Here is a 22,882-nt window from a genome sequence, read left to right on the forward strand (position 1 = left end):
TTTGCCGGTGACGCGAGGATACTGGCCCCCGTTTTCCGTGACCTGAAGCCACCATGACTCTTAAAAGACTTTCTGTTGTATTGCTGGCCTGCCTGACGCTTTGCGCTTGTGGCGGCGTCGATCCCAACTCGCCCCTCGGTCAGCGCAAGGCCATTTTCAAGCAGATGCTCAAGACCGGTGAAGACCTGGGTGGCATGTTGCGTGGCCGTATTGCGTTCGATGGCCCGAAGTTCGCTGACGGCGCGGTGAAACTCGATGCGCTGTCCCATGAGCCATGGAAACATTTCCCGCAGGTGCGTGAAGAAGACCACACCAGTGCCAAGAATGATGTCTGGGAGAAGCAGGCACGCTTTGAGCAAATGGCTCGCAGTCTTGAAGCGGCCACGGGCGAGCTGGTGATCGCCAGTCAGGTTCAACCCTACAAGGCCAGTAACCTGGGGCCGGCGGTACAGAAGGTCGAAGATGCCTGCAGTGCGTGCCATAAAGAATTTCGGGATCATTGATCAACGATACCCGGTCTGATGTCTTCGCGAGCAGGGGCATGCGGTCAACTGTGGGGGTGAGCCTGCTCGCGAAGGCGGATTTTGCAGCACCAGGGATTGCCGATCTTTACCTGTTCTTATTTATCCAGCTCGTCCACCGCTTCCTGCAATTCCTTGCGGGACTCGGCGAGTTTGTCCTTGCGCTTGTTGATCTTCTCGGGGTCGCCTTGTTTCATGGCTTTATCAAGGTCGGCCTGACGCTTGCTGACTTCGTGCTTGGCGTCGAGCACCTTGTTTTCCCGTTCTTTCTTCAGCGAGGCATCAGTGCAATTGGCGCTGACTTCGCTCAAGGCTTTCTCCAGGCCAGCCTGCTGGTCGGCATTGCCGTGGGATTTGGCCAGTTCGATCTGATTGATGATGCCTTGTTTCTTGGCGGCGCAGCCGGTCAGGCCTGGGGCGTCTTCGACGGCCATCAATGGAGTGGCCATAACGCTGCAAAGGGTCAACAGGACCAGTGGTGGAAGAAATTTCATAAAAGCTCCAGGTGAAAAGGCATACGTGTCGATGCAGCGATGGCACGTTTGAGCCCATCGGGACTTCAGGGTTCCCGGGCGCATGGGCATCACCGGGGCTAAAGCTAAAAACCGTCTATGGCAGCCCGGCGAAGTGTTTCACTCAGCGCCACGACCTGCGGATCGCGAAAAAATGCGCTTAATTGTGCGGCGCGTCCTGGTCCGATGTCGGGTTGGGCCTGCCATTGCTCGATGTCTCGTTGTGCCAGCTCCCGCCATGAGTCGCCCAAGTGTGCCTGGCCGATCGGCGGCATACCCAGGGCTTTGAGCCAGCGGGCGAGTGGGCGTTGCCGGGCATTGTCGAAACTGCTGGCCAGCCGAGTAGCGCTGCGCTCGCCGAAACCGTCAATGTTAGCAAGCTCTTGGGCATCGAGGGTCAACCAATCCAACAGGCCGTTCAGGTGACCTGTTTCAAGAAGTTTTTCCCATGTGCCGGGGCCGACATGGGGCAGGTCCAATCCGTGTTTGCCGCTGAGCCATGTCAGGCGTGCGAGAAACTGGCTTTGGCATCCCGGCGTCGGCTGCCAGCAGCTCAATGGGTGAAAGTCGGCAGCCAGCGGTACGTTCATCTCAGGGCGCTCGGTATTGCGCAGCACAACGCCATCGAGCCTGGGAATGGTCAGGCCGGCCAGGCTGATGGCGACCTGGTCGCCCGCTCGGATATCCAGCGTTTGCCAGCGTTGCAAGGAGCTCACGCTGACGCGCTTGATCTGCTGGTCATCGAGCGTCACCGGGATCAACTCCAGCACGGGGGTGATCCGTCCCGTGCGACCAATCTTGAAATGAACTTTTCGTACCTCGGCCAGTGCCTGGGCAAAGGGATACTTCCAGGCAACGATCCAGTATGGCGCTTTTGCCTGCCAGCGTTCGGCGGGCGGGCGCTGCTCTTGGCGCAGGACAATCCCGTCGCTGGCAAACGGCAGGGGCGAGCGATACCAGTGATCACGCCAGTACTCGACTTCGGCTATTGAACTGATGGCCTGGGTGTACTGTGCGGAACTGGAAAAACCGAGTTTTTCCAGTTCCGCGATACGGGCCGGCAAGCTCGTCGGACCGTGGGGCCATTCCCAGGCAAACAGGCCGATCCCCTCGGCCTGCTCGACGCTCAATGTCTTGCGGGCCATCAAGCCGGCTACTGTGCCGCGGGCGTTCAGGCTGCCGGCGATGGCTTGTACATGGTCAGCGAGGCGCCAGTAGAGCTCGCCCTGTACCACCAGGTCCCGTGGCTCGGACAGGCGTTGAGGAATGGCGCCGACCTGGCGGGCCGAGTCGGTCCAGTCCTGACCATGCACACCATCGCCGCGACTGATCGCCTGGACCAGCAGGCCATTGCGGTAGACCAGGGTCACCGCCACGCCGTCGACCTTGGGCTGGGCCCAGACCTGAGTTCGACCCAGCAGCCAATGCTCGACGGCACCCGCATCTGGCAGTTTTTCCAGGCCGGTATGCGGCACTGGATGGGCCAGCGGACCGCTCGCGGTGCGCAATGGATCGGTGGCCGAGCCGGGGCTGAAGCATTGGCGCCATTGGCTCAGGCGCGCGAAGGACTGATCGTAGAGTTCGTCGGCGATCAGCGAACGGCCTTCGCGGTGATAGCTGTCATCCCAGAGGTCGATTTGTTTTTGCAGCGCGGCGAGTTCTTGTGCGGCACGCGCGGGCGGCCAGGCAGGGCATTCGCCAGCAGCACTGTTCAGGCACAGGCAGGTCAGGAGTAAGCCGGTCAGCAGGCGGGGCAGCATAGTGAGCTTCCTTGCTCGATAGAGGTGCCTGAAGGTTAGTCAGCGGCGGGCTGATGGGTGTGCCGCTGTTTTTCGGAGTGTTCAACCTACTAAGTTTTCACCCATAAAAAAGCCCCGCACGGCGGACCGTGCGGGGCTTCAGGTACCACCGGGAAGTCTTACAGGCCGGCAGCCGTGCGCAGGTGTTCGGCGCGGTCGGTCTTTTCCCAGGTGAAGGTGGTGAAGGTGTCATCACCAACCGTCTTGGTTGCCGGGGTGCGACCGAAGTGGCCGTACGCAGCGGTTTCCTGGTACATCGGGTGCAGCAGGTCAAGCATGGTGGTGATTGCGTAAGGACGCAGGTCGAACACTTCGCGGACCAGCTTGACGATCTTGTCGTCGCTGATCTTGCCGGTGCCGAAGGTGTTCAGCGAGATCGAAGTCGGCTGGGCAACGCCGATGGCGTAGGACACCTGAATCTCGCAGCGCTCGGCCAGGCCGGCGGCAACGATGTTCTTGGCCACGTAACGACCGGCATAGGCAGCCGAGCGGTCAACCTTGGATGGATCTTTGCCGGAGAACGCACCACCACCGTGGCGGGCCATGCCACCGTAGCTGTCGACAATGATCTTGCGGCCGGTCAGGCCACAATCGCCCACCGGGCCACCGATGATGAACTGGCCGGTCGGGTTGATGTGGAACTGAGTGTCCTTGGACAGCAGTTCGGCAGGCAGCACGTGCTTGACGATCAGCTCCATCACGCCTTCGCGCAGGTCTGCGTACGACACTTCCGGGTTGTGCTGGGTCGACAGGACAACCGCGTCGATGCCGACAACCTTGCCGTTTTCGTAGCGGCAGGTCACTTGCGACTTGGCGTCCGGACGCAGCCAAGGCAGCAGGCCGGATTTACGGGCTTCGGCCTGGCGTTTCACCAGCTGGTGCGAGAACGTGATCGGTGCAGGCATCAGCACGTCGGTTTCGTTGCTGGCGTAGCCGAACATCAGGCCCTGGTCGCCGGCGCCCTGATCTTCAGGCTTGGCACGGTCGACGCCCTGGTTGATGTCAGGGGACTGCTTGCCGATGATGTTCATTACGCCGCAGGTCGCACCGTCGAAGCCGACGTTGGAGCTGGTGTAGCCGATGTTGGTGATGACGTCACGAACGATCTGCTCCAGGTCAACCCAGGCCGAGGTGGTGACTTCGCCAGCGATGATCGCCACGCCGGTTTTCACCAGGGTCTCGCACGCCACGCGCGCGAACTTGTCTTCAGCGATGATGGCGTCCAGCACCGCATCAGAAATCTGGTCGGCGATTTTGTCCGGATGCCCTTCAGACACGGACTCGGAGGTGAAAAGGGAGTATTCGCTCATCTCGATGTTTTCCTGAAATTACCGATGGTGAGTGTCGCCAGCCGACCGCTGAAAATGGCGGACCTGAATCTGGAAACCATTACGTAAGCCTACATAGAGGCTTTCTCCGGGGACGAGCCCCGCAGCGGTGGCCCAACGGGCCAGATCGTCCTGTTCAAACCCCAGCCAGAGATCACCGCAGGCCTCCTTGGCCCAACTCTGGTTGTGGCTACATAATTCTGTCACCAGCAGGCTGCCGCCCGGTTGCAGCAAATTGGCCATGTGCTTGAGCGCATCGGCCGGCGCGGCAAAGTGATGCAATACCATGTTCAGTACAACGCAATCGGCCTTGAGACTGACGCCGTTCAGGGCATCGGCCAGTTGCAGGTTAACGTTAGTCAGCGAATCGCGTTCGCACACCTGGCGTGCCAGTTCGAGCATGGCCTGGCTATTGTCCAGTGCCGTGACCTGAGTGAAGCGGCGCGACAGTTCCGGCAGGAATGCACCGTCGCCGGGGCCGACTTCGATCGCCGTGGCAGCGCTGCCGAAGCTCAGCTTGTCGAGCAGGGCCACCACGCTCTCGCGGTACTGTGGCAGGCCAGCGATCAAGTCTTGCTGGGCGCGAAATTTCTCGGCGACCCGTGAGAAAAAGTCCTGGCTGGCCGCCTCGCGTTGCTTGTGAACCTGGGTGATGCGCATTTGCACGTCGACCGGCAAACGCAGGTTATCCACTTCCTCGAGCAATGCCGCGTGCAATTTTCCCCCCGGCAACTCAGTGTGTGGCAGGGCGCGACGGTAGAAAATCGCATTGCCTTCACGGCGGGTCGCTACCAGATCAGCCTGGGCCAGCACCTTGAGGTGATGGCTCATGCCCGATTGGCCGATGCCGAAGATCTGCGCCAGTTCCAGTACGCCGAACGAATCGTTGGTCAAAGCGCGCAAGACATTCAGGCGCAAGGGATCGCCGCCGGCCTTGCACAAGGCCGCCAGCTCATCACAATCGTCCTGGCGAATGGAGGGCGCGCGTAAATTCATAGGCCGGCAGTCTAGTCACGCACCGGAAGCACCGCAAGATCAATATCAAAAAGTTTTGATATTGATCGATAGATGGCACTTCTCAGGAGCTGCTCAACTCTACAAACCGATAGCGGAAAGGTTTCACCCGCCTAATCCGTCGCCAAGCGTTGGAAAAACGCCTTCAGATGACTTTCTGTCATTGCCCCGAGGCGTCCGGGTGAGGGAAAATGCTCGCCTTTTTTCCGTTTCATTTTTATCACTCTCGATTCAGAACCCGCAGGAGAACAGCGATGCCTAGCCGTCGTGAGCGTGCCAACGCCATTCGTGCCCTCAGCATGGATGCCGTGCAAAAAGCCAACAGCGGCCATCCCGGTGCCCCCATGGGTATGGCGGATATCGCCGAGGTGCTTTGGCGCGACTACCTCAAGCACAACCCGAGCAATCCATCGTTCGCCGACCGTGACCGCTTCGTGCTGTCCAATGGCCACGGTTCGATGTTGATCTACTCGCTGCTGCACCTCACCGGCTACGATCTGTCGATCGAAGACCTGAAGCAGTTCCGCCAACTGCACAGCCGTACCCCGGGTCACCCGGAATTCGGCTACACGCCGGGCGTCGAGACCACCACCGGCCCGCTGGGCCAGGGCCTGGCCAATGCCGTGGGCTTTGCCTTGGCTGAAAAAGTCATGGCGGCGCAGTTCAACCGTCCTGGCCACAACATCGTCGATCACCACACCTACGTGTTCCTGGGTGATGGCTGCATGATGGAAGGCATCTCCCACGAAGTCAGCTCCCTTGCCGGTACCCTGGGCCTGGGCAAGCTGATCGCGTTCTACGATGACAACGGTATCTCCATCGACGGCGAAGTCGAAGGCTGGTTCACCGATGACACGCCAAAGCGCTTTGAATCGTACAACTGGCAAGTGATCCGCAATGTCGACGGTCATGATCCGGAAGAGATCAAGATCGCGATCGAGACGGCGCGTAAAAGCCCGCAGCCGACGCTCATCTGCTGCAAGACCACCATCGGCTTCGGTTCGCCGAACAAGCAAGGCAAGGAAGACTGCCACGGCGCCCCGCTGGGTGACGCGGAAATCGCCCTGACCCGTGCGGCGTTGAAGTGGAACCACGGCCCGTTCGAAATCCCGGCCGACATTTATGCCGAGTGGGATGCCAAGGAAGCTGGTCGCGCGGTCGAAGCCGAGTGGGACCAGCGTTTCGCGGCCTACTCCGCGGCGTTCCCGACCGAAGCCAATGAGCTGATCCGTCGTCTGAGCGGCGAACTGCCGGCCGACTTCAGCGAAAAAGCCGATGCCTACATCGCCGAAGTGGCTGCCAAGGGCGAAACCATCGCCAGCCGTAAAGCCAGCCAGAACGCCCTGAACGCGTTCGGCCCGCTGCTGCCTGAGTTCCTCGGCGGTTCGGCTGACCTGGCCGGTTCCAACCTGACCCTGTGGAAAGGCTGCAAAGGTGTCACCGCTGAAGACGCCAGCGGCAACTACATGTACTACGGCGTGCGCGAATTCGGCATGACCGCGATCATGAACGGGGTTGCCCTGCACGGCGGCCTGGTGCCTTACGGCGCGACCTTCCTGATGTTCATGGAATACGCCCGCAACGCGGTGCGCATGTCGGCCCTGATGAAGCAGCGCGTGATCCACGTCTACACCCACGACTCCATCGGTCTGGGCGAAGACGGCCCGACTCACCAGCCAATCGAGCAACTGGCCAGCCTGCGCTGCACGCCAAACCTCGACACCTGGCGTCCGGCCGATGCCGTTGAATCGGCGGTGTGCTGGAAGTATGCACTGGAGCGTAAAGACGGTCCTTCGGCCCTGATCTTCTCGCGTCAGAACCTGCAGCACCAGACCCGCAATGCCCTGCAGGTCGCCGACATCAGCCGCGGTGGCTACGTGTTGAAGGACTGCGCAGGCGAGCCTGAGCTGATCCTGATCGCTACCGGTTCGGAAGTCGGCCTGGCCGTTCAGGCGTACGACAAGCTGACCGAGCAGGGCCGCAAGGTGCGCGTGGTTTCCATGCCTTGCACCAGCGTGTTCGACGCCCAGGACGCTGGCTACAAGCAATCGGTCCTGCCGCTGCAGGTCAGCGCCCGTATCGCCATCGAAGCTTCCATTGCCGACTACTGGTACAAGTATGTCGGCCTGGAAGGTCGCGTGATCGGCATGACCACCTACGGCGAGTCGGCGCCTGCGCCTGCCTTGTTCGAAGAGTTCGGCTTCACCCTGGAAAACATCCTGGGTCAGGCTGAAGAGCTGCTGGAAGACTAAGCACAGCGCGGCGGTCTAATGACCGCCGCGAACCCTTGTAGGAGCGAGCATGCTCGCGATGGTCGTTAACGATAACGCTGGCTGTCTGGATGAACGCGTTGTCCTGAAGTCCATCGCGAGCATGCTCGCTCCTACAGGTGGGGTGTGTTGTTAAAGAGATTTCGTCTGACTGCGTCTATCGAGAACCCCCATGCCTCAACCGCGTCCCTACAAAGTTGCACTCAACGGCTACGGCCGGATTGGTCGTTGCGTATTGCGTGCGTTGATTGAACGAGGCGATAAGGCCGGGTTCGAGATTGTCGCGATCAACGATCTGGCCGACATGGCCAGCATCGAATACCTGACACGCTTCGACTCCACCCACGGGCGCTTTCCCGGTGAGGTCAGGGTCGATGGCGATTGTCTGCATATTAATGGCGACTGCGTGAAGGTCCTGCGCAGTGCTACTCCCGAAGGCATCGATTGGGCGTCGTTGGGCGTCGATCTGGTGCTGGAATGCTCCGGCGCTTACCACACCCGCGAAGACGGCCAACGGTTCCTCGACGCTGGCGCTCCGCGCGTATTGTTTTCCCAGCCGATGGCCAGCGAGGCGGATGTCGACGCCACTATCGTCTACGGCGTGAACCAGGATTGCCTGACGGGCGATGAGTTGCTGGTGTCCAACGCTTCTTGCACGACTAACTGCGGCGTGCCGTTGTTGCGATTGCTGGATCAGGCCATCGGGCTCGAGTACGTGTCGATTACCACCATCCATTCGGCAATGAACGACCAGCCAGTGATCGACGCCTATCATCACGAAGACCTGCGCCGCACCCGTTCGGCGTTTCAGTCGGTGATTCCGGTGTCCACTGGTCTGGCGCGCGGCATTGAACGCTTGCTGCCGGAACTTGCCGGGCGAATTCAGGCCAAAGCCGTACGCGTGCCGACGGTTAACGTGTCTTGCCTCGACATCACGATGCAGACCGTGAGCGACACCGACGCCACCGAGGTCAACCGGATCCTGCGCGAGGCTGCCACCCGCGGCCCGCTCAAAGGCCTTCTGGCCTACACCGAGTTGCCCCATGCAAGTTGTGATTTCAACCACGACCCACATTCGGCGATCGTCGATGCCAGTCAGACTCGAGTTTCCGGCCCAAGGCTGGTGAACATCCTGGCCTGGTTCGACAACGAATGGGGTTTTGCCAACCGAATGCTGGATGTTGCGGAACACTATCTGCACACAGCCTCAAAAAAACCTGCTCTCTAAGAACAGCTACTCAGGAAATGCGACCCATGACCGTGTTGAAGATGTCCGACCTCGATCTGCAAGGTAAGCGCGTACTGATTCGCGAAGACCTCAACGTCCCAGTCAAGGACGGTGTAGTCACCAGCGATGCGCGAATCCTGGCTTCGCTGCCGACCATCAAGCTGGCCCTGGAAAAAGGCGCGGCCGTGATGGTCTGCTCGCACCTTGGCCGTCCGACCGAAGGCGAATTCTCCGCCGAGAACAGCCTCAAGCCAGTGGCAGACTACCTGAGCAAGGCTCTGGGCCGCGAAGTGCCGCTGGTGGCTGATTACCTCGACGGCGTCGACGTGAAAGCCGGCGACATCGTGCTGTTTGAAAACGTGCGCTTCAACAAGGGCGAAAAGAAAAACGCGGACGAGCTGGCCAAGCAGTACGCGGCTCTGTGCGATGTGTTCGTGATGGACGCCTTCGGCACCGCGCACCGTGCCGAGGGTTCGACCCACGGCGTGGCCAAGTTCGCCAAGGTTGCCGCCGCGGGCCCACTGCTCGCCGCCGAACTGGACGCGCTGGGCAAGGCCCTGGGCGCACCGGCCCAGCCGATGGCCGCGATCGTTGCCGGTTCCAAGGTATCGACCAAGCTTGACGTTCTTAACAGCCTGAGCCAGATCTGCGACCAGCTGATTGTCGGCGGCGGTATCGCTAACACTTTCCTGGCGGCGGCTGGTCACCCGGTCGGCAAATCGCTGTACGAGCCGGACCTGCTGGACACCGCCCGCGCCATTGCCGCCAAAGTCAGCGTGCCGCTGCCGGTGGACGTGGTGGTTGCCAAGGAATTCGCTGAAAGCGCGACGGCTACTGTCAAGTTGATCGCCGATGTTGCCGATGACGACATGATTCTCGATATTGGCCCGCAGACGGCGGCGAACTTCGCCGAACTGCTGAAGTCATCCAAGACTATCCTGTGGAACGGTCCGGTTGGCGTGTTTGAATTCGATCAGTTCGGTAACGGCACCAAAGTGCTGGCCCAGGCCATCGCTGACAGCGCCGCATTCTCCATTGCTGGCGGCGGCGACACCCTGGCGGCCATCGATAAATATGGCGTTGCCGAGCAAATCTCCTACATTTCTACCGGTGGCGGCGCGTTCCTGGAGTTCGTCGAAGGCAAGGTGTTGCCAGCCGTTGAAGTCCTGGAAAGCCGGGCCAAGGCCTGAGGGTCGCCCGTTTGACCAGGCAAGGGAGTGTTGACATGGTCAAGACCTTAGCGCTGTTGATCGTAGCGGGATTGCTGGCGGCTTGTGGGAGTAATCCCAAGGCTACGTCGGAACCCGCGCCGTCGGCGCCCCAGAACGGTTGCTATCAAGCCGACTGGCAGGCAGAAACCAATCCGGTGCTCAACAAGCGTTCCGGGCCTGATGGCCTGGACAAATACGAGACACAGGCTCCCGCCAAGGAACATGGTTGTCCTTGACGGGTCTGACTCTTTACTCAGCGCTGGCGGTGTCTGCCGTCAGTCGAGGGACATGGATGAAAGGCTTTATCGCCATTACGGCGTTGGTATTGCTGGGCGGGTGCGCGAACTGGAACCCGTTCCAGTCGTCCACCCCTGCCGATGACTGGACTACCTGGACCTGCGACAGCCAGGCCAAGGTGGTTTGGCGCTACACCGACGACAGCCGCCAGGAAGTCGACGTGCGCCTGGGCGGAGCCGATCAGGTTCATCGCCTCAAGCAGGAGCCAGGCGCGTCGGGTTCGCTGTACAGCGACAACATGCTGGCGTTTCACATGAAAGGTGAGGAAGGCCTGGTTTACTGGGTCGCCACCAATGATTTGATTGGCCGCGGTTGTAAGGCGCAATAAACGGACTGTGCTGTACCTGTAGGAGCGAGCATGCTCGCGATGGTCGTTAACGATAACGCTGGCTGTCTGATACCCAGCGGTGCTCCTTCGTTCATCGCGAGCATGCTCGCTCCTACAGGGGCCGGCGTTGAGATTGATGTAACACCGAATTCGCAGCCCGGGACCAACCCCCGATCTGCAATAACTTGAATAGCCGCCGCCGCTACGGCAGGCTGGCACGATTAACGACCCAAACCGGGAGAGACACACACAATGGCACTTATCAGCATGCGCCAGATGCTGGACCACGCAGCCGAGTTCGGCTACGGCGTTCCAGCCTTCAACGTCAACAACCTTGAGCAGATGCGCGCCATCATGGAAGCCGCTGACAAGACTGACTCCCCGGTGATCGTCCAGGCTTCGGCCGGTGCTCGCAAATACGCCGGCGCACCGTTCCTGCGTCACCTGATCCTGGCGGCCATCGAAGAATTCCCGCACATCCCGGTGTGCATGCACCAGGATCACGGCACCAGCCCTGACGTCTGCCAGCGTTCCATCCAACTGGGCTTCAGCTCGGTGATGATGGATGGCTCCCTTGGCGAAGACGGCAAGACCCCGACCGACTACGACTACAACGTACGCGTTACTCAACAAACCGTGGCCATGGCTCACGCCTGCGGCGTCTCGGTAGAAGGCGAGCTGGGCTGCCTGGGTTCGCTGGAAACCGGCATGGCCGGTGAAGAAGACGGTATTGGCGCCGAAGGCGTTCTGGACCACAGCCAGATGCTGACCGACCCGGAAGAAGCCGCTGACTTCGTCAAGCGCACCCAGGTCGATGCCCTGGCCATCGCCATCGGCACCAGCCACGGCGCCTACAAGTTCACCAAACCGCCTACCGGCGATGTATTGGCGATCGACCGCATCAAAGAGATCCACAAGCGCATTCCGAACACTCACTTGGTGATGCACGGCTCGTCTTCGGTTCCGCAAGAGTGGCTGGCGATCATCAACCAGTACGGCGGCGACATTAAAGAGACCTACGGCGTACCGGTTGAGGAAATCGTCGAAGGCATCAAGCACGGCGTGCGCAAGGTCAATATCGACACCGACCTGCGCCTGGCGTCCACCGGTGCGATGCGTCGCCTGATGGCCACCAACCCGAGCGAATTCGACCCGCGTAAATTCTTCGGCGCCACTGTGACTGCCATGCGCGACGTGTGCATCGCCCGTTACGAAGCCTTCGGTACCGCAGGCAACGCTTCGAAGATCAAGCCGATCTCCCTGGAAGGGATGTATCAGCGTTATCTGAAAGGTGAGTTGAACGCCAAGGTTAACTAAGTCTTCAGTTTGGGAGCGCCTCGCGAGCTTCCGTGAATGACTGGCGGTTGACAAAAAATGCCCTTGTCGCAAAGACAAGGGCATTTTTTTATGTTCGTTAAAAGTTTCTTGAGATTTCGTAATCTTATATTTCGTAGTTTGTCGGTTGTATATTTTAGTAATTATTAATGTTGTTGAATTTTGAAATAACCTGTCAAAACTGAGGGTGGGCAAGTTTTTATTTAGTGTTCAGTATCTGGGTTCAATTCAATGTGTGGAGTTTAAAAATTGAACTACTTAAATTTTGATACTAGTAATAGTAAGAAACACTTTTGGAGCCGTGGAGTGGTTTCACTGGGCCTTCTGGGTGTTATTGCCTTTGCTGGTAATGTAAATGCGGCTGATGAAATGTGCCCACAGGTTAGTCAAATCATGGCGCAGTCAATTACTCCGGAGCGCGGTTTTACCTATGCAGCCAATGCCATCAGAGGGGGCTGGAAAGGTGAGAATCCGGCCGCGACTGAGTCATATCTTGATAAAGTGAAGTTCACCTCGGCAGCCATTCGACAAACTACTGATAACGGTAACCCGGTGTATTTTGTTGCCTGTGATTACGAGGGCGAAGGTAAGGCAGGTGTGAGGATGTCGCAGCGCTTTCCTGCGCCAGCCAAGCCAGTCGGTAATGACTGGAAAGATAACTTCTGTTCTGCTGGTGTAAGCCAGTGTGCTTTCAAGTTTGATTGAATGAAAGAATAACTCAAAGTCAGCTAAAAGCCTTGATTGTTCAGGCTTTTAGTTGTTTAAGCTGAAGCTCGAGTCTTGGGGCTACCGATTATCGATCGACCAGGAATTTCGGGTTGGCGGCGCCCCACATCGTGTATACCTCGGCCAGCTACCGGCAGGCGCTGGCCGTCGATCAGGACGATGCCTTTGCAAGTCGTGTTCACTTATCGTGGTCAATAATTCAGGATGCTGTACGGGGTTCTTTCTCAAAGAGCGGGTTTTCTGAAAAATTCTATGTCAAGTATGTAGAGCGACTGGGTATGAGGGTCGCTATATACGCGTTTTCCCTTGAGGGATTCATAACGCCGATTGATGGCTTCGAGGATGAAGTATCCAGAGCGCGCGTTGTGGTCACGAGTGTTTGACCCGGCAAAGTAAATGTCGGTTTGAATGCCGTTCGCATTTCTGAAGCGATAGTCCCCGACCAGACCGTATTCGATCACGCCAATGCGTAGAGTACCTGTCATGGCGCCGCTTCTGTCCGTGCTGGAAGTGATGTTCAGTTCGTAGGTTGTTCCCGCTTTATCCGTAGCGTTATAAACGGCAGTGATGCGGCCCAGCATGCTGATGTCTTCCTTGGCACTCATGGAGTCTGTTCCTTGGGGTAATCTGCAGAAGGAAAACGGTAATGGGTTGCCAGCCAAGAATAATTTGCAGATGGCGAATTTTCACCTGTTATAAATGACAGTTACTTATTCGAATTTATTGTGTTATGTGAATTTTTAGCAATAAGAACTCCCGTTTGTGCAGAATGCGTCGATTCCCCTTCGAGTTTCACGCCAGTGGCGACTGTAAATGTTAATTCAATCTGTATTTGCTGTTATTGCGAAATCGTCTATTAGACTGTCATTTTGCACAGGTGATTTTGGAATGGGGTAGCCCTACTCTCGTTTGGGTGAAAAACTTAATCTGCACGAATCGAAATGAGAGGTGGATATGCGGATTAAACTCGAGCAGCTTTTTGAATAAAATATAATCAAGACAGTCATGGTGGAGATTTATGTTTAAGAGCGTATTTTATCCCGAGGTTCATTCCCGCGTGAGCGGAAATGAAACAATGGGAAGTGCTTTTACTTATCGTGATCGATATCGAGTTTGCTGAATGCCACCTTACCGCCCTCTGTGGTGTATCCCGTGTTGTCCTGCACATACACCCCGGCCTTGAAGTACAGCGGTTTGACTCGCCAGGTCTGGCTGATGTTGGTGTCCCATTGGTAACCCGCGGCGCTGACCCCCAGCGCGCCGCCAGGACTGAGGTGAATGAGGTAGGAAAACTCCTGGTCCAGTTTCACGCCGGAGGCGACAGTGATTACCCGACCTTCGTCGTCATCGGGGTGCATGCGTACTTTGGCGACGATGTTGCCGCTCTTAGTGCTGGTCGTATATTGGTACTCGACCTTGACCAGAGGCTTCTGGCTTTGGTAGGCGTGGATCTGACCAATGACGATCTTTCCAGAGCTCGGCACCTGGTTCACCGCCAGGGTGGCACGCAGGAAGTTGTCGGCATTGGGGTAGTACCAGTTTTTCAGGGTGCCGTTGCTGTAGGTTTCCCGTAGTTCGGTACGTGGGTATTTGGCATTTTCGGTGCGCGTGCCAGTCACCGGGGTCCAGAAAATCAGTGTGCCGGTGTCGGAATGGAAGTATTGATCCTTGAAGCCATCTACCAGTTTGGATGTTTCAACGGTGTAGGGCGGGCTGCCGACGGGAACGCTGAGGTTCCAGGTTGCGAGATCGATCATAGTCAAAAGCTTCCACGAATTCATACTGCACGGGCGTGCCAAACGCTCTGGCACGCACTTTTTTGGGCGGCCTTTATAAGCGCAGTGAACTATTTTGTTAACGCCCATTGGGCAGGTTTTTGGCGCCAACATCCTGTCGAAATGCCATCCCTCCCGGTTTTGGCGGGCTGTAGCGCCGACCGTTAGTCGGCTAAATCTGCATCGGCCGAGTGATGGCGCACTGACACCTACTGCTTTCACTGATCACCGTCTAGAGTGAAGGCACAGTATCTGTCCGGTTTTCACGAGAAGTCGGCCTGACTTCCAGACCTAGAGAAGCAGCATGGAATGCGCGCACCCAATGCCAGCTGAAGGCCATTCAACCCTGTTGATCGTCGATGACTACCCTGAAAATCTGGTCAGCATGCGGGCATTGCTGCAGCGCCAGGATTGGCAGGTCATCACCGCTGCCTCGGGTTTCGAGGCGCTCGGGCTGTTGCTTGAGCACGATATCGACCTGGTGTTGCTGGACGTTCAAATGCCGGGCATGGACGGTTTCGAAGTGGCGCGCCTGATGCGCGGCAGCCAACGGACGCGCCTGACGCCGATCATTTTCCTGACCGCCAATGAACAGTCCCAGGACGCCGTGATCAAGGGTTACGCCAGTGGCGCAGTGGATTACCTGTTTAAACCCTTCGACCCGCAGATTCTCAAACCCAAGGTCCAGGCGCTGCTCGAACATCAGCGTAATCGCCGGGCCTTGCAGCGACTGAGTCATGACCTGGAGGCCGCTCGCGCGTTTAACGCCTCGGTGCTGGACAACGCCGCCGAAGGCATTCTGGTCGTTGGCGAGGACGGCCTGATTCGTTTTGCCAACCCGGCGATGTCGCGGTTGCTCAGTGCTACGGTGCAGGAGCTGGAGGGCAGGGAGTTCCTGGATTTCCTGCAAAAACCACACATACCGGTGTGGGCCGATTCTGACGTGTTGAGCGGTTACAAGCGCGGCGAGACCTTGCGCCTGCACGACGCTTTGCTGCGTACCGCCCCCGGGCAACAGGTGCCGGTGGCACTGTCTTGCGCGCCACTGCCCTCTGACCAGCACGCGATGGTCGTGACAGTGTTGGACATGTCGGTGGTGCGCCACCTGCACCAGCAACTCGAATTCCAGGCGGTCACCGATCCGCTGACCGGGCTGCTCAACCGTCGCGGCTTCTACCAGACCGTGGAAAATCTGCTGTTGCGCGGCGAGCGCTCGGACAGCGCATGGGTCCTGCTGTACCTGGACCTCGATGGCTTTAAACGGGTTAACGATTCTCTCGGTCACGATGCAGGCGACCGGGTTCTTCGTTGGGTGTCAGAACAGTTGAAGGCCTGTCTGCGCCCGTTCGATATCCTGGCACGCATGGGGGGCGATGAGTTCACGGCGCTGCTGGACCTGGAATTTCCTGAACAGGCGGCAAAAGTTGCGGAAAAACTCATCGAACGGGTATCGATCTGCCAGCAAATCGACGGTATGGATATCGTCCTTGGTGCCAGTATTGGTATTGCCACCTTTCCCGATTGTGGTGCCAATCTCGACGGTTTGATGCGTGCGTCCGATATTGCCATGTACGAGGCCAAGCGCGCCGGTCGTCAACAGTATCGGTTTTACGATCACGAAATGAACGGTCGGGCACGATCGCGCCTGATGCTCGAAGAAAGCGTACGCACGGCCATCGAAAACCGTGATTTCAATCTCGTGTATCAACCGCAGGTGGCTGTTGCCGATGGGCGAACTCGCGGGTTCGAAGCGTTGCTGCGTTGGCAGCACCCGAGCGTCGGCGACGTTCCGCCAGGATTGTTTTTGCCGCTGCTGGAAGAAGCGCGATTGATCAGTCGCCTGGGCAGCTGGATTTACCAGAACAGTGCCGGGCAGCGCAAAGCCTGGGAGGCTCTGTTTGGCGAGGATCTGGTGGTGAGCGTCAGTTTGAGCAGCACTCAGTTTGCCATGCCCAATCTGGTCACCGAATTGCGCCAGGTCGTGGAGCGCCATGGCTTGAAGCCGCGTCATCTGGAAGTCGAAGTGACGGAAGCGGCCCTGATGCACAACCCTGACGAAACCCGCAAACAGCTGCGTTTGCTGCGCAATCTGGGGGTGCGGGTGGCGCTGGATGATTTCGGTTCAGGCCCGTGTTCTTTATCCCACTTGCGCGATCTGGAGATGGATACGCTGAAGCTTGACCGCCATCTGATCAGCCGTATTCCTGAGTCTTCAAGGGATGCGGCCCTGGTGCGTAATGTGATCGACCTGTGCAAAGAGTACGGGATGCTGGTGATTGCCGAGGGGGTCGAAACCATGGCGCAATACCAGTGGCTGCAGGCCAATGGTTGTGAATATGTGCAAGGTTTCCTGGTAGCCCGGCCGATGATGGCCGAAGACACCGAAAGCTTTATGCAGCCCTTCGACTGGGGCGCGCTGACTCGCTGAATTCGCTACACTGGCTACCTTTTGCTGATTTGCGTTGCTGCTCCGATGACTGCGTTGAAGTACCTCCAGGCCTATCCGGCTACTTTGCAGGACCAAGTGCGCCAGTTGATCGCCGAAGGCCGGCTGGGCGATTACCTGAACCAACGCTATCCGCAAAAGCATGCGGTGCAGAGCGACAAAGCGCTGTATGCCTACGCGCTGGACCTCAAGCAGGAATACCTGCGTAACGCCCCCTCCATCGACAAAGTGCTCTTCGACAACCGTCTGGACCTGACCCATCGTGCACTTGGCCTGCACACCACGATCTCCCGGGTGCAAGGTGGCAAGCTCAAGGCCAAGAAAGAAATCCGCATTGCCTCATTGTTCAAGGAGGCGCCGTCGGAATTTCTTAAAATGATCGTGGTGCATGAACTGGCGCACTTCAAGGAGTCCGACCACAACAAGGCATTCTACAAGTTGTGCGAGCACATGTTGCCCGGGTATCACCAGGTGGAATTCGATGTTCGGGTGTACCTGACCTGGCGGGATATGCCGGTGGCTACAGGCGTGTAGGATCTGCCGCAGGTTCGGGCCGCGATCGGACGATCTTTTGATCTTAACAGGAGCAAACGTGACAGACGTAAGCAAGACCAAGAGCAGCTTCTACCGCCGCCTGTACGTGGCATACCTGATCGACAGCGGCCTGGCCAGCAGCGTTCCGGCATTGACCGAAGTCACCGGGATGCCCCGGCGGACAGCCCAGGACACCATCGCCGCCCTGGCGGATCTGGATATCGTTTGCGAGTTCGAACAGGAAGAAGGCGCGCGCAACCACGCCGGGCGCTATCGGATTCGCGGGTGGGGAGCAATCGATCGCGGCTGGATCGAGCGTAACCTTCGGCAGATCAAGGCGGTGCTGGAGTATCCCTGAGTTTCTACGGTGTTTGATCTGACGCCTTCGCGAGCAAGCCCGCTCCCACAGTAGATCTTCGGCATGACAAAGATCTGTGGGCCTGCTCGCGAAAGGAGCCCTTACGAACGACGCATACCGATATGTGGAATCCCGTCCTCGACATACACCTCGCCCGCGACTTCAAACCCGTACCGCCCGTAATACCCCTGCAAATGCACCTGGGCCGAGAGATAGACCGGCATCTCAGGCCAACGCTTCTCAATCTGCTTCAGCGCCTGGGCCATCATTTCATGACCCAGCCCGGTGCCTCGCGCCTGTGGCGCAATGATCACGCGGCCGATTACGACATCGCCGCCCTGTAGCTCGGGATCGAGCAGGCGCAGGTAGGCCACCAGCCGATCTTCGTCCCAGGCCATCAAATGACAGGTGTCGCCCTCCAGGTCCTGGCCATCGATGTCCTGATAAATGCATTTCTGCTCCACGACGAACACCTCGGCGCGCAGTTGCAAAATGGCATACAGCTGCTCTTTGCCCAGATCGCTGTGGTGTTTGCAGACCCAGTTGATTGTCATGTGCCGATTCCCTGAAAACGTCCTTGTGATACTAGGCGCCTGGACGATAGATGTCTCCATGGCGTAGTAATCTGTGACAAAGACCAAAATGCCATCATTCATTTATCGCGGTGCTGTCTTCTTTGTGTAATCTGAAACGGAGCGATGTGCAGTGCTGCAACGAGCTGACATCGAGTGCCTGGGGGTGCCGGTACGGAGTCTTGGCGTTTTCGCTGAAAACATGTCGGGCAGCCGCCCGCTAAGGATTTTCTGGCATGCCGCGATTGCATCGAGCCTTTGCCTTGTTTGGATTGCTGTTGCTGACTGACGCGGTGGCAGCAGAAAAGTTGCGGCTGGTGGCGGACGCCTGGCCTCCTTTCACCGACGCCACGTTGTACAACGGTGGGTTGGCCACGGATATTGTCAGTACCGCCTTGGCCCGAGCCGGCTATGCCAGTGATTTCGAGCAGGTGCCTTGGGCGCGGGCGCTGCTGGGGGTGGGCGAGGGTCGCTATGACGTTCTGGTCAATGCCTGGTTCGATGAGGAACGCACACGGCTCGGCCAGTTTTCGGGCGAGTACCTGATCAATCGCGTGCGTTTTCTCAAGCGTAAGGATGTACCCATCGAATTCAGCAATTTGCAGCAGCTATACACCTATCCGATTTCGGTGGTGCGTGGCTACGCCTATTCTCAAGCCTTCGATCAAGATGTTTCATTGCAGAAAATTCCGGTACATAACTTCGCCATGGCCGTACGCATGGTTGCTGCCGACAGGGTCAAGTTGACCCTGGAAGACGAATACGTCGCTCGTTACTACCTGGCCCGCGAATCTCCCAAAGTCCGTAACGCCGTGGAGTTCTTGCCAAAACCGCTGAGCGAGAACGGCCTGCACATTTTGGTCAGCCTGAAGAATCCGCAGCATGAGCAGATTGTCGCCGGTTTTGACCGCGCGATTGCGGCAATGAAGGCCGACGGCAGTTATGCGCGGCTGATGAAGCGACACGGCATGTAGGCGGTGGCTGTTGGTCCGGGCACCACCGCTCTCAATCTTCGCTGGTGTCCTTGATCAAATGCGCCGCCAGCGTACGCAATGGCCCCAACTGCCGGCAGATCAACGCCAGTTGCGTCTGCACCAATCGCTGGCCCTCGTCGATTTCATCGGGCATCTGCTCGAGCGTATTGGCCAACGCTTCCTCCTCATCGCTCTGAATGGCAATGGCGGATTTACTCGCCAGGCCTTGGGCAATTTCATCGATGCTGGCGGCCAGTTTCACTCCCGCGCCTTCGATCAGGTGTTCGCGTACATCCTGCGGTAATTGGGTTTCCCGATGCGCGCCCAGCCCGGACAAATAACTGAGCAAGGTGTGCGACAACACCAGGAAGCGGAACCCGACATCCGCTTCCTTACGGAAATGTCCCGGCTCCATCAGCATGTTGGCCAGGGTGGTCGACAGCGCCGCATCGGCGTTGTGAGCGTTGCGCCGCGCCAGGCGATACGCCAGGTCGTCGCTTTTGCCGGCGGCGTATTGCTGCATGATCTGGCGCAGGTAGATGCTGTTGCAGGTCAGGGTGTTGGCCAGCACTTTGTTCAGGCGACGACCCTGCCAGTCCGGGAGGAACAGGAACACCGCCAACCCGGCGATCAGGCTGCCGAGCAGGGTATCGAACAGGCGTGGCAGGAGCAGCCCGTAGCCGTCGCCCACCTGGTTGAAGCAGAACAGCACCATCAGGGTGATCGCCGCCGTCGCCAAGGTGTAGCGCGTGGTGCGGTTGGTAAAGAACACTACCCCGGCGGCAATCGCGAAACTCGACTGGATCAGCGGGTTCGGGAACAGGTCGAACAGGGCCCAGGCCAGGGTCAGGCCGATCGCGGTGCCGATGATCCGCTGGCCGAGCTTGCGCCGGGTTGCACCGTAGTTCGGTTGGCAAACAAACAGCGTCGTGAGGATGATCCAGTAACCCTGGGACGGGTGGATCAAGTGCACCATGGCGTAGCCGATGCTCAAGGCCAGGGGCAGGCGCAGGGCATGGCGGAACAGCAGCGAGGTCGGCGTCAGCTGTGTGCGCAAGCGTACCCAGACATCCTTTAGATTGCGCGGCGAGCGGTCGAGCAGGCTGCTGTCGGTGGCGTCGGCAAGGGTGTCGGGGTTGCTGGCATCGCTGAGCAGGCGGTCAAGTGTGGCCAGGTTCGCAGCCAGTGCCCGCAGTGAGCGCAACAGCCCGCGCCAGGCAGGATTGCTCTGAATGCGCAGGTGTTCGAGGGAGGCGTGCAGGTCGCCCAGGGCTTCGGCGAAACTCGCGTCATAGGTGAACGGCTGGCGCATCTGGATCGATTCGGCCAGCGCCCGGCAAGCCTTGCCTTGCTGGCGCAACAAGCGCTGGCAGCGGAACAGCACGTCGCTGTGGAAGAATGCATCGGCCAGGGCGTTGTAAGGGTAGTGCGAGGAACTGGCGCGTTCGTGGATGTCCTGGGCCAGGAAGTACAGCTTCAGGTAACGGCTGACTTTCGAGCCCGGTCGACCGTTGCCCACCCGGTGCAGGATGATTTCCTTGGCGGCGTTGAGTGCCGCAACCACGCGGCCGTTCTGCTGGGCCAGCTCCAATCGCCGAGCCTCCACGTCCATCTGCCGGATCGGCTCGAAAAGCGACGACTTCAGCTTCAGGTAATAACCCAGCTCCCGGAACAGTTTCGCCAGGCTCTGCTGCACGGGCTGATTGGAAAACAGTGCCTGCCACAACACCGAGAGCAATCCGTACCAGGCGGCACCCGCCACCAGCAGCACCGGCTCATGCCAGAAATCGGTAACCGCGCCGCCGCGCTGATCGACACCGATCATGGTGTAGACCGAAAGAATCAGCGTCGCCGAGGCAATCGCCCCGTAACGCTCGCCAAGGGCGCCGAGCATGGTCAGGCAGAAGGCGGCCAGGGCGAAGGCGATGATAAAGAGTATGGGGTAGGGGAACAGCAGTTCGACCGACAGCGCGGCGACGGCAAAACACACCAGCGTCACTGCCAGTGCGTTGAGACGCCCCTGCCAGCTGTCATCGGTTTCGGCCAGGGCGCTGGCGATAATCCCCAGGAACAACGGGATCAGCAGCCCCATTTCATCCTGATACCAGCACAAGGCCATGGTGCCGGTCAGGGCGATGAATACCCGCACGCTGTAGCTGAATTTATCCAGTGCCCAAAGACGGCGCATAGACTGACGGAGTGAGGTCGATGACATGAAGTGCGAAGGCCTTCCGAGGCAATGACGCTAAATTGAGCCAGTAATGACGCCGACGCAATGGCGGCGATCACATCTGACAGCAAAATCTGTTCCTTTATCGATCAGTACACAGTCAGTGTGGGAGCGAGCCTGCTCGCGAAAGCGGTGGGTCAGCCAACATCAATGGAGGCTGACAGATTGCATTCGCGAGCAGGCTCGCTCCCACAGTTTTGATTCGTGTTTGTCAGACGTACTGCGCAGCCGCGTAACCCGAGGCCCAGGCCCACTGGAAGTTGAAGCCGCCCAGGTGCCCGGTGACGTCCAGCACTTCACCGATGAAATACAGGCCAGGGCTTTTGAGCGATTCCATGGTCTTGGACGACACCTCGTTGGTATCGACGCCGCCCAACGTCACCTCGGCAGTGCGATAGCCTTCGGTGCCTGCCGGCACGACTTTCCAGCTCGCCAGCTTTTCGGCAATGTTCGCCAGTTCGGCGTGGGTGTACTGCTTCATCGGTTTGGAAACGAACCAGTTGTCCGCCAGCAGGTTGGCCATCTTCTTGGTGAAAATTTCACCGAGCAGGGTTTTCAGTTCACTGTTCGGGCGTTCGGCTTGTTGCTGTTGCAGCCAGCTTGGTACGTCGTGGTCGGGTAGCAGGTTGATTTCGACGGTGTCGCCGGATTCCCAAAACGAAGAAATCTGCAAAATCGCCGGTCCACTGAGACCGCGGTGGGTGAACAGGATGTTCTCGCGAAAGCTCTGGTCATTGCAGCTGACCAGGCAATCGACCGAGGTGCCGGACAGCTCGGTGCATAATTCCTTAAGCTGATCGGTGATGGTGAATGGCACCAGGCCGGCGCGGGTGGGCAGCAACTCATGACCGAACTGTTTGGCCACTTGATAGCCGAAACCGGTGGCGCCCAGGGTCGGGATCGACAAGCCACCCGTGGCGATCACCAGGGATTCGCAGGTAACCTGCCCCAAAGTGGTGTCCAGCAAATAGCCCTTTTCAAGCTTCTCGATGGTCTGGATCGAGGTGTCCAGATGCAGGCTGACGCCGACCTGATTGCACTCATCGAGCAACATTTCGAGGATGTCGCTGGACTTGTTATCGCAGAACAGTTGGCCGAGCTTTTTCTCGTGGTACGGCACACCGTGCTTGGCCACCATGCCGATGAAGTCCCACTGGGTGTAGCGCGCCAGTGCGGATTTGCAGAAGTGGGCGTTCTGCGAGAGAAAGTTGCCAGGTTCGGTGTACATGTTGGTGAAATTGCAGCGGCCACCGCCCGACATCAGGATTTTCTTGCCAGCCTTGTTGGCGTGGTCGAGCAACAGTACCTTGCGCCCGCGCCCGGCGGCGGTCAGTGCGCACATCAAACCTGCGGCGCCAGCGCCAATGATCACGACTTCGGTAGAGCGCAAAACGGTGTCCTCTAAATGTGTCACCACAAAGCAA

Annotated in this window: 21 protein-coding genes; 12 read left to right on the forward strand and 9 right to left on the reverse strand. The window is 58.5% G+C overall.

Annotated elements, in window-relative coordinates; genetic code table 11:
* Positions 1-53: 53 nt before the first annotated feature.
* Entirely contained in the window at positions 54-503 is a 450-nt protein-coding gene (locus tag PSUM_RS18980) for a c-type cytochrome (RefSeq protein ID WP_020800888.1), read from the forward strand.
* A 116-nt stretch (positions 504-619) separates the two neighbouring features.
* Here PSUM_RS18980 and PSUM_RS18985 read toward each other — a convergent pair whose 3' ends face one another.
* The 4 genes from PSUM_RS18985 to PSUM_RS19000 all read right to left on the reverse strand — a co-directional run bounded on the left by PSUM_RS18985 (position 620) and on the right by PSUM_RS19000 (position 5,156).
* Positions 620-1,015: a DUF1090 domain-containing protein gene (locus PSUM_RS18985; RefSeq protein WP_020800887.1), complete on the reverse strand. Its 396-nt coding sequence runs from the start codon at positions 1,013-1,015 to the stop codon at positions 620-622.
* 104 nt (positions 1,016-1,119) lie between these two features.
* The gene (gene ligB / locus PSUM_RS18990; RefSeq protein WP_020800886.1) at positions 1,120-2,793 is read right to left on the reverse strand and encodes an NAD-dependent DNA ligase LigB; all 1,674 of its coding nucleotides are present in this window, start codon (positions 2,791-2,793) and stop codon (positions 1,120-1,122) included.
* Between the two features lie 158 nt (positions 2,794-2,951).
* Positions 2,952-4,142: a methionine adenosyltransferase gene (gene metK / locus PSUM_RS18995; protein WP_020800885.1), complete on the reverse strand. Its 1,191-nt coding sequence runs from the start codon at positions 4,140-4,142 to the stop codon at positions 2,952-2,954.
* 18 nt (positions 4,143-4,160) lie between these two features.
* Positions 4,161-5,156: an ArsR/SmtB family transcription factor gene (locus PSUM_RS19000; RefSeq protein WP_033045623.1), complete on the reverse strand. Its 996-nt coding sequence runs from the start codon at positions 5,154-5,156 to the stop codon at positions 4,161-4,163.
* A 272-nt stretch (positions 5,157-5,428) separates the two neighbouring features.
* Here PSUM_RS19000 and tkt point away from each other — a divergent pair, with 272 nt between their 5' ends.
* The 7 genes from tkt (at position 5,429) to PSUM_RS19035 (ending at position 12,548) form a co-directional block, all read left to right on the forward strand.
* On the forward strand, positions 5,429-7,426 hold the full coding sequence (gene tkt / locus PSUM_RS19005; protein ID WP_020800883.1) for a transketolase: 1,998 nt from the start codon (positions 5,429-5,431) through the stop codon (positions 7,424-7,426).
* A 190-nt stretch (positions 7,427-7,616) separates the two neighbouring features.
* Positions 7,617-8,672, forward strand: a complete 1,056-nt coding sequence (gene epd, locus PSUM_RS19010; protein WP_083349848.1) for an erythrose-4-phosphate dehydrogenase — start codon at positions 7,617-7,619, stop codon at positions 8,670-8,672.
* A 26-nt stretch (positions 8,673-8,698) separates the two neighbouring features.
* Positions 8,699-9,862, forward strand: coding sequence for a phosphoglycerate kinase (locus PSUM_RS19015; RefSeq protein ID WP_020800881.1), 1,164 nt, complete (start codon positions 8,699-8,701; stop codon positions 9,860-9,862).
* Positions 9,863-9,897: 35 nt separating this feature from the next.
* Positions 9,898-10,119: a putative periplasmic lipoprotein gene (locus PSUM_RS19020; protein ID WP_020800880.1), complete on the forward strand. Its 222-nt coding sequence runs from the start codon at positions 9,898-9,900 to the stop codon at positions 10,117-10,119.
* 56 nt (positions 10,120-10,175) lie between these two features.
* Complete coding sequence (locus PSUM_RS19025) at positions 10,176-10,508, forward strand: MliC family protein (RefSeq protein WP_020800879.1); 333 nt, start codon at positions 10,176-10,178, stop codon at positions 10,506-10,508.
* 252 nt (positions 10,509-10,760) lie between these two features.
* Complete coding sequence (fba, locus tag PSUM_RS19030; RefSeq protein WP_007975467.1) at positions 10,761-11,825, forward strand: class II fructose-bisphosphate aldolase; 1,065 nt, start codon at positions 10,761-10,763, stop codon at positions 11,823-11,825.
* A gap of 267 nt (positions 11,826-12,092) precedes the next feature.
* Complete coding sequence (locus tag PSUM_RS19035) at positions 12,093-12,548, forward strand: DUF3757 domain-containing protein (protein WP_116287605.1); 456 nt, start codon at positions 12,093-12,095, stop codon at positions 12,546-12,548.
* A gap of 245 nt (positions 12,549-12,793) precedes the next feature.
* Here the strand turns inward: PSUM_RS19035 and PSUM_RS19040 are convergent, their stop codons facing one another.
* Together PSUM_RS19040 and PSUM_RS19045 are read right to left on the reverse strand one after the other, a co-directional pair.
* Positions 12,794-13,174: a hypothetical protein gene (locus tag PSUM_RS19040; RefSeq protein ID WP_083349847.1), complete on the reverse strand. Its 381-nt coding sequence runs from the start codon at positions 13,172-13,174 to the stop codon at positions 12,794-12,796.
* 483 nt (positions 13,175-13,657) lie between these two features.
* The gene (locus PSUM_RS19045) at positions 13,658-14,326 is read right to left on the reverse strand and encodes a polysaccharide lyase family 7 protein (RefSeq protein WP_083349846.1); all 669 of its coding nucleotides are present in this window, start codon (positions 14,324-14,326) and stop codon (positions 13,658-13,660) included.
* 322 nt (positions 14,327-14,648) lie between these two features.
* On the opposite strand from PSUM_RS19045, the gene PSUM_RS19050 reads away from it, so the two are divergent.
* The 3 genes from PSUM_RS19050 to PSUM_RS19060 are packed head-to-tail and all read left to right on the forward strand — an operon-like array spanning position 14,649 to position 17,682.
* Entirely contained in the window at positions 14,649-16,772 is a 2,124-nt protein-coding gene (locus PSUM_RS19050; protein ID WP_083349845.1) for a putative bifunctional diguanylate cyclase/phosphodiesterase, read from the forward strand.
* 45 nt (positions 16,773-16,817) lie between these two features.
* Entirely contained in the window at positions 16,818-17,324 is a 507-nt protein-coding gene (locus tag PSUM_RS19055; RefSeq protein WP_020800874.1) for a M48 metallopeptidase family protein, read from the forward strand.
* A 58-nt stretch (positions 17,325-17,382) separates the two neighbouring features.
* Positions 17,383-17,682: a winged helix-turn-helix domain-containing protein gene (locus tag PSUM_RS19060; protein ID WP_020800873.1), complete on the forward strand. Its 300-nt coding sequence runs from the start codon at positions 17,383-17,385 to the stop codon at positions 17,680-17,682.
* Between the two features lie 101 nt (positions 17,683-17,783).
* On the opposite strand, the gene PSUM_RS19065 is transcribed toward PSUM_RS19060, so the two are convergent.
* Complete coding sequence (locus tag PSUM_RS19065) at positions 17,784-18,236, reverse strand: GNAT family N-acetyltransferase (RefSeq protein ID WP_020800872.1); 453 nt, start codon at positions 18,234-18,236, stop codon at positions 17,784-17,786.
* 254 nt (positions 18,237-18,490) lie between these two features.
* Between PSUM_RS19065 and PSUM_RS19070 the strand changes: the two genes are divergently transcribed.
* Positions 18,491-19,228: a substrate-binding periplasmic protein gene (locus PSUM_RS19070; RefSeq protein ID WP_083349844.1), complete on the forward strand. Its 738-nt coding sequence runs from the start codon at positions 18,491-18,493 to the stop codon at positions 19,226-19,228.
* 31 nt (positions 19,229-19,259) lie between these two features.
* Here PSUM_RS19070 and yccS read toward each other — a convergent pair whose 3' ends face one another.
* Both yccS and PSUM_RS19080 read right to left on the reverse strand, forming a co-directional pair.
* Entirely contained in the window at positions 19,260-21,443 is a 2,184-nt protein-coding gene (gene yccS / locus PSUM_RS19075) for a YccS family putative transporter (RefSeq protein WP_083349843.1), read from the reverse strand.
* 226 nt (positions 21,444-21,669) lie between these two features.
* On the reverse strand, positions 21,670-22,848 hold the full coding sequence (locus tag PSUM_RS19080; protein ID WP_020800868.1) for a BaiN/RdsA family NAD(P)/FAD-dependent oxidoreductase: 1,179 nt from the start codon (positions 22,846-22,848) through the stop codon (positions 21,670-21,672).
* Positions 22,849-22,882: the final 34 nt, after the last annotated feature.

Source organism: Pseudomonas umsongensis, assembly GCF_002236105.1.
GTDB lineage: Bacteria > Pseudomonadota > Gammaproteobacteria > Pseudomonadales > Pseudomonadaceae > Aquipseudomonas > Aquipseudomonas umsongensis.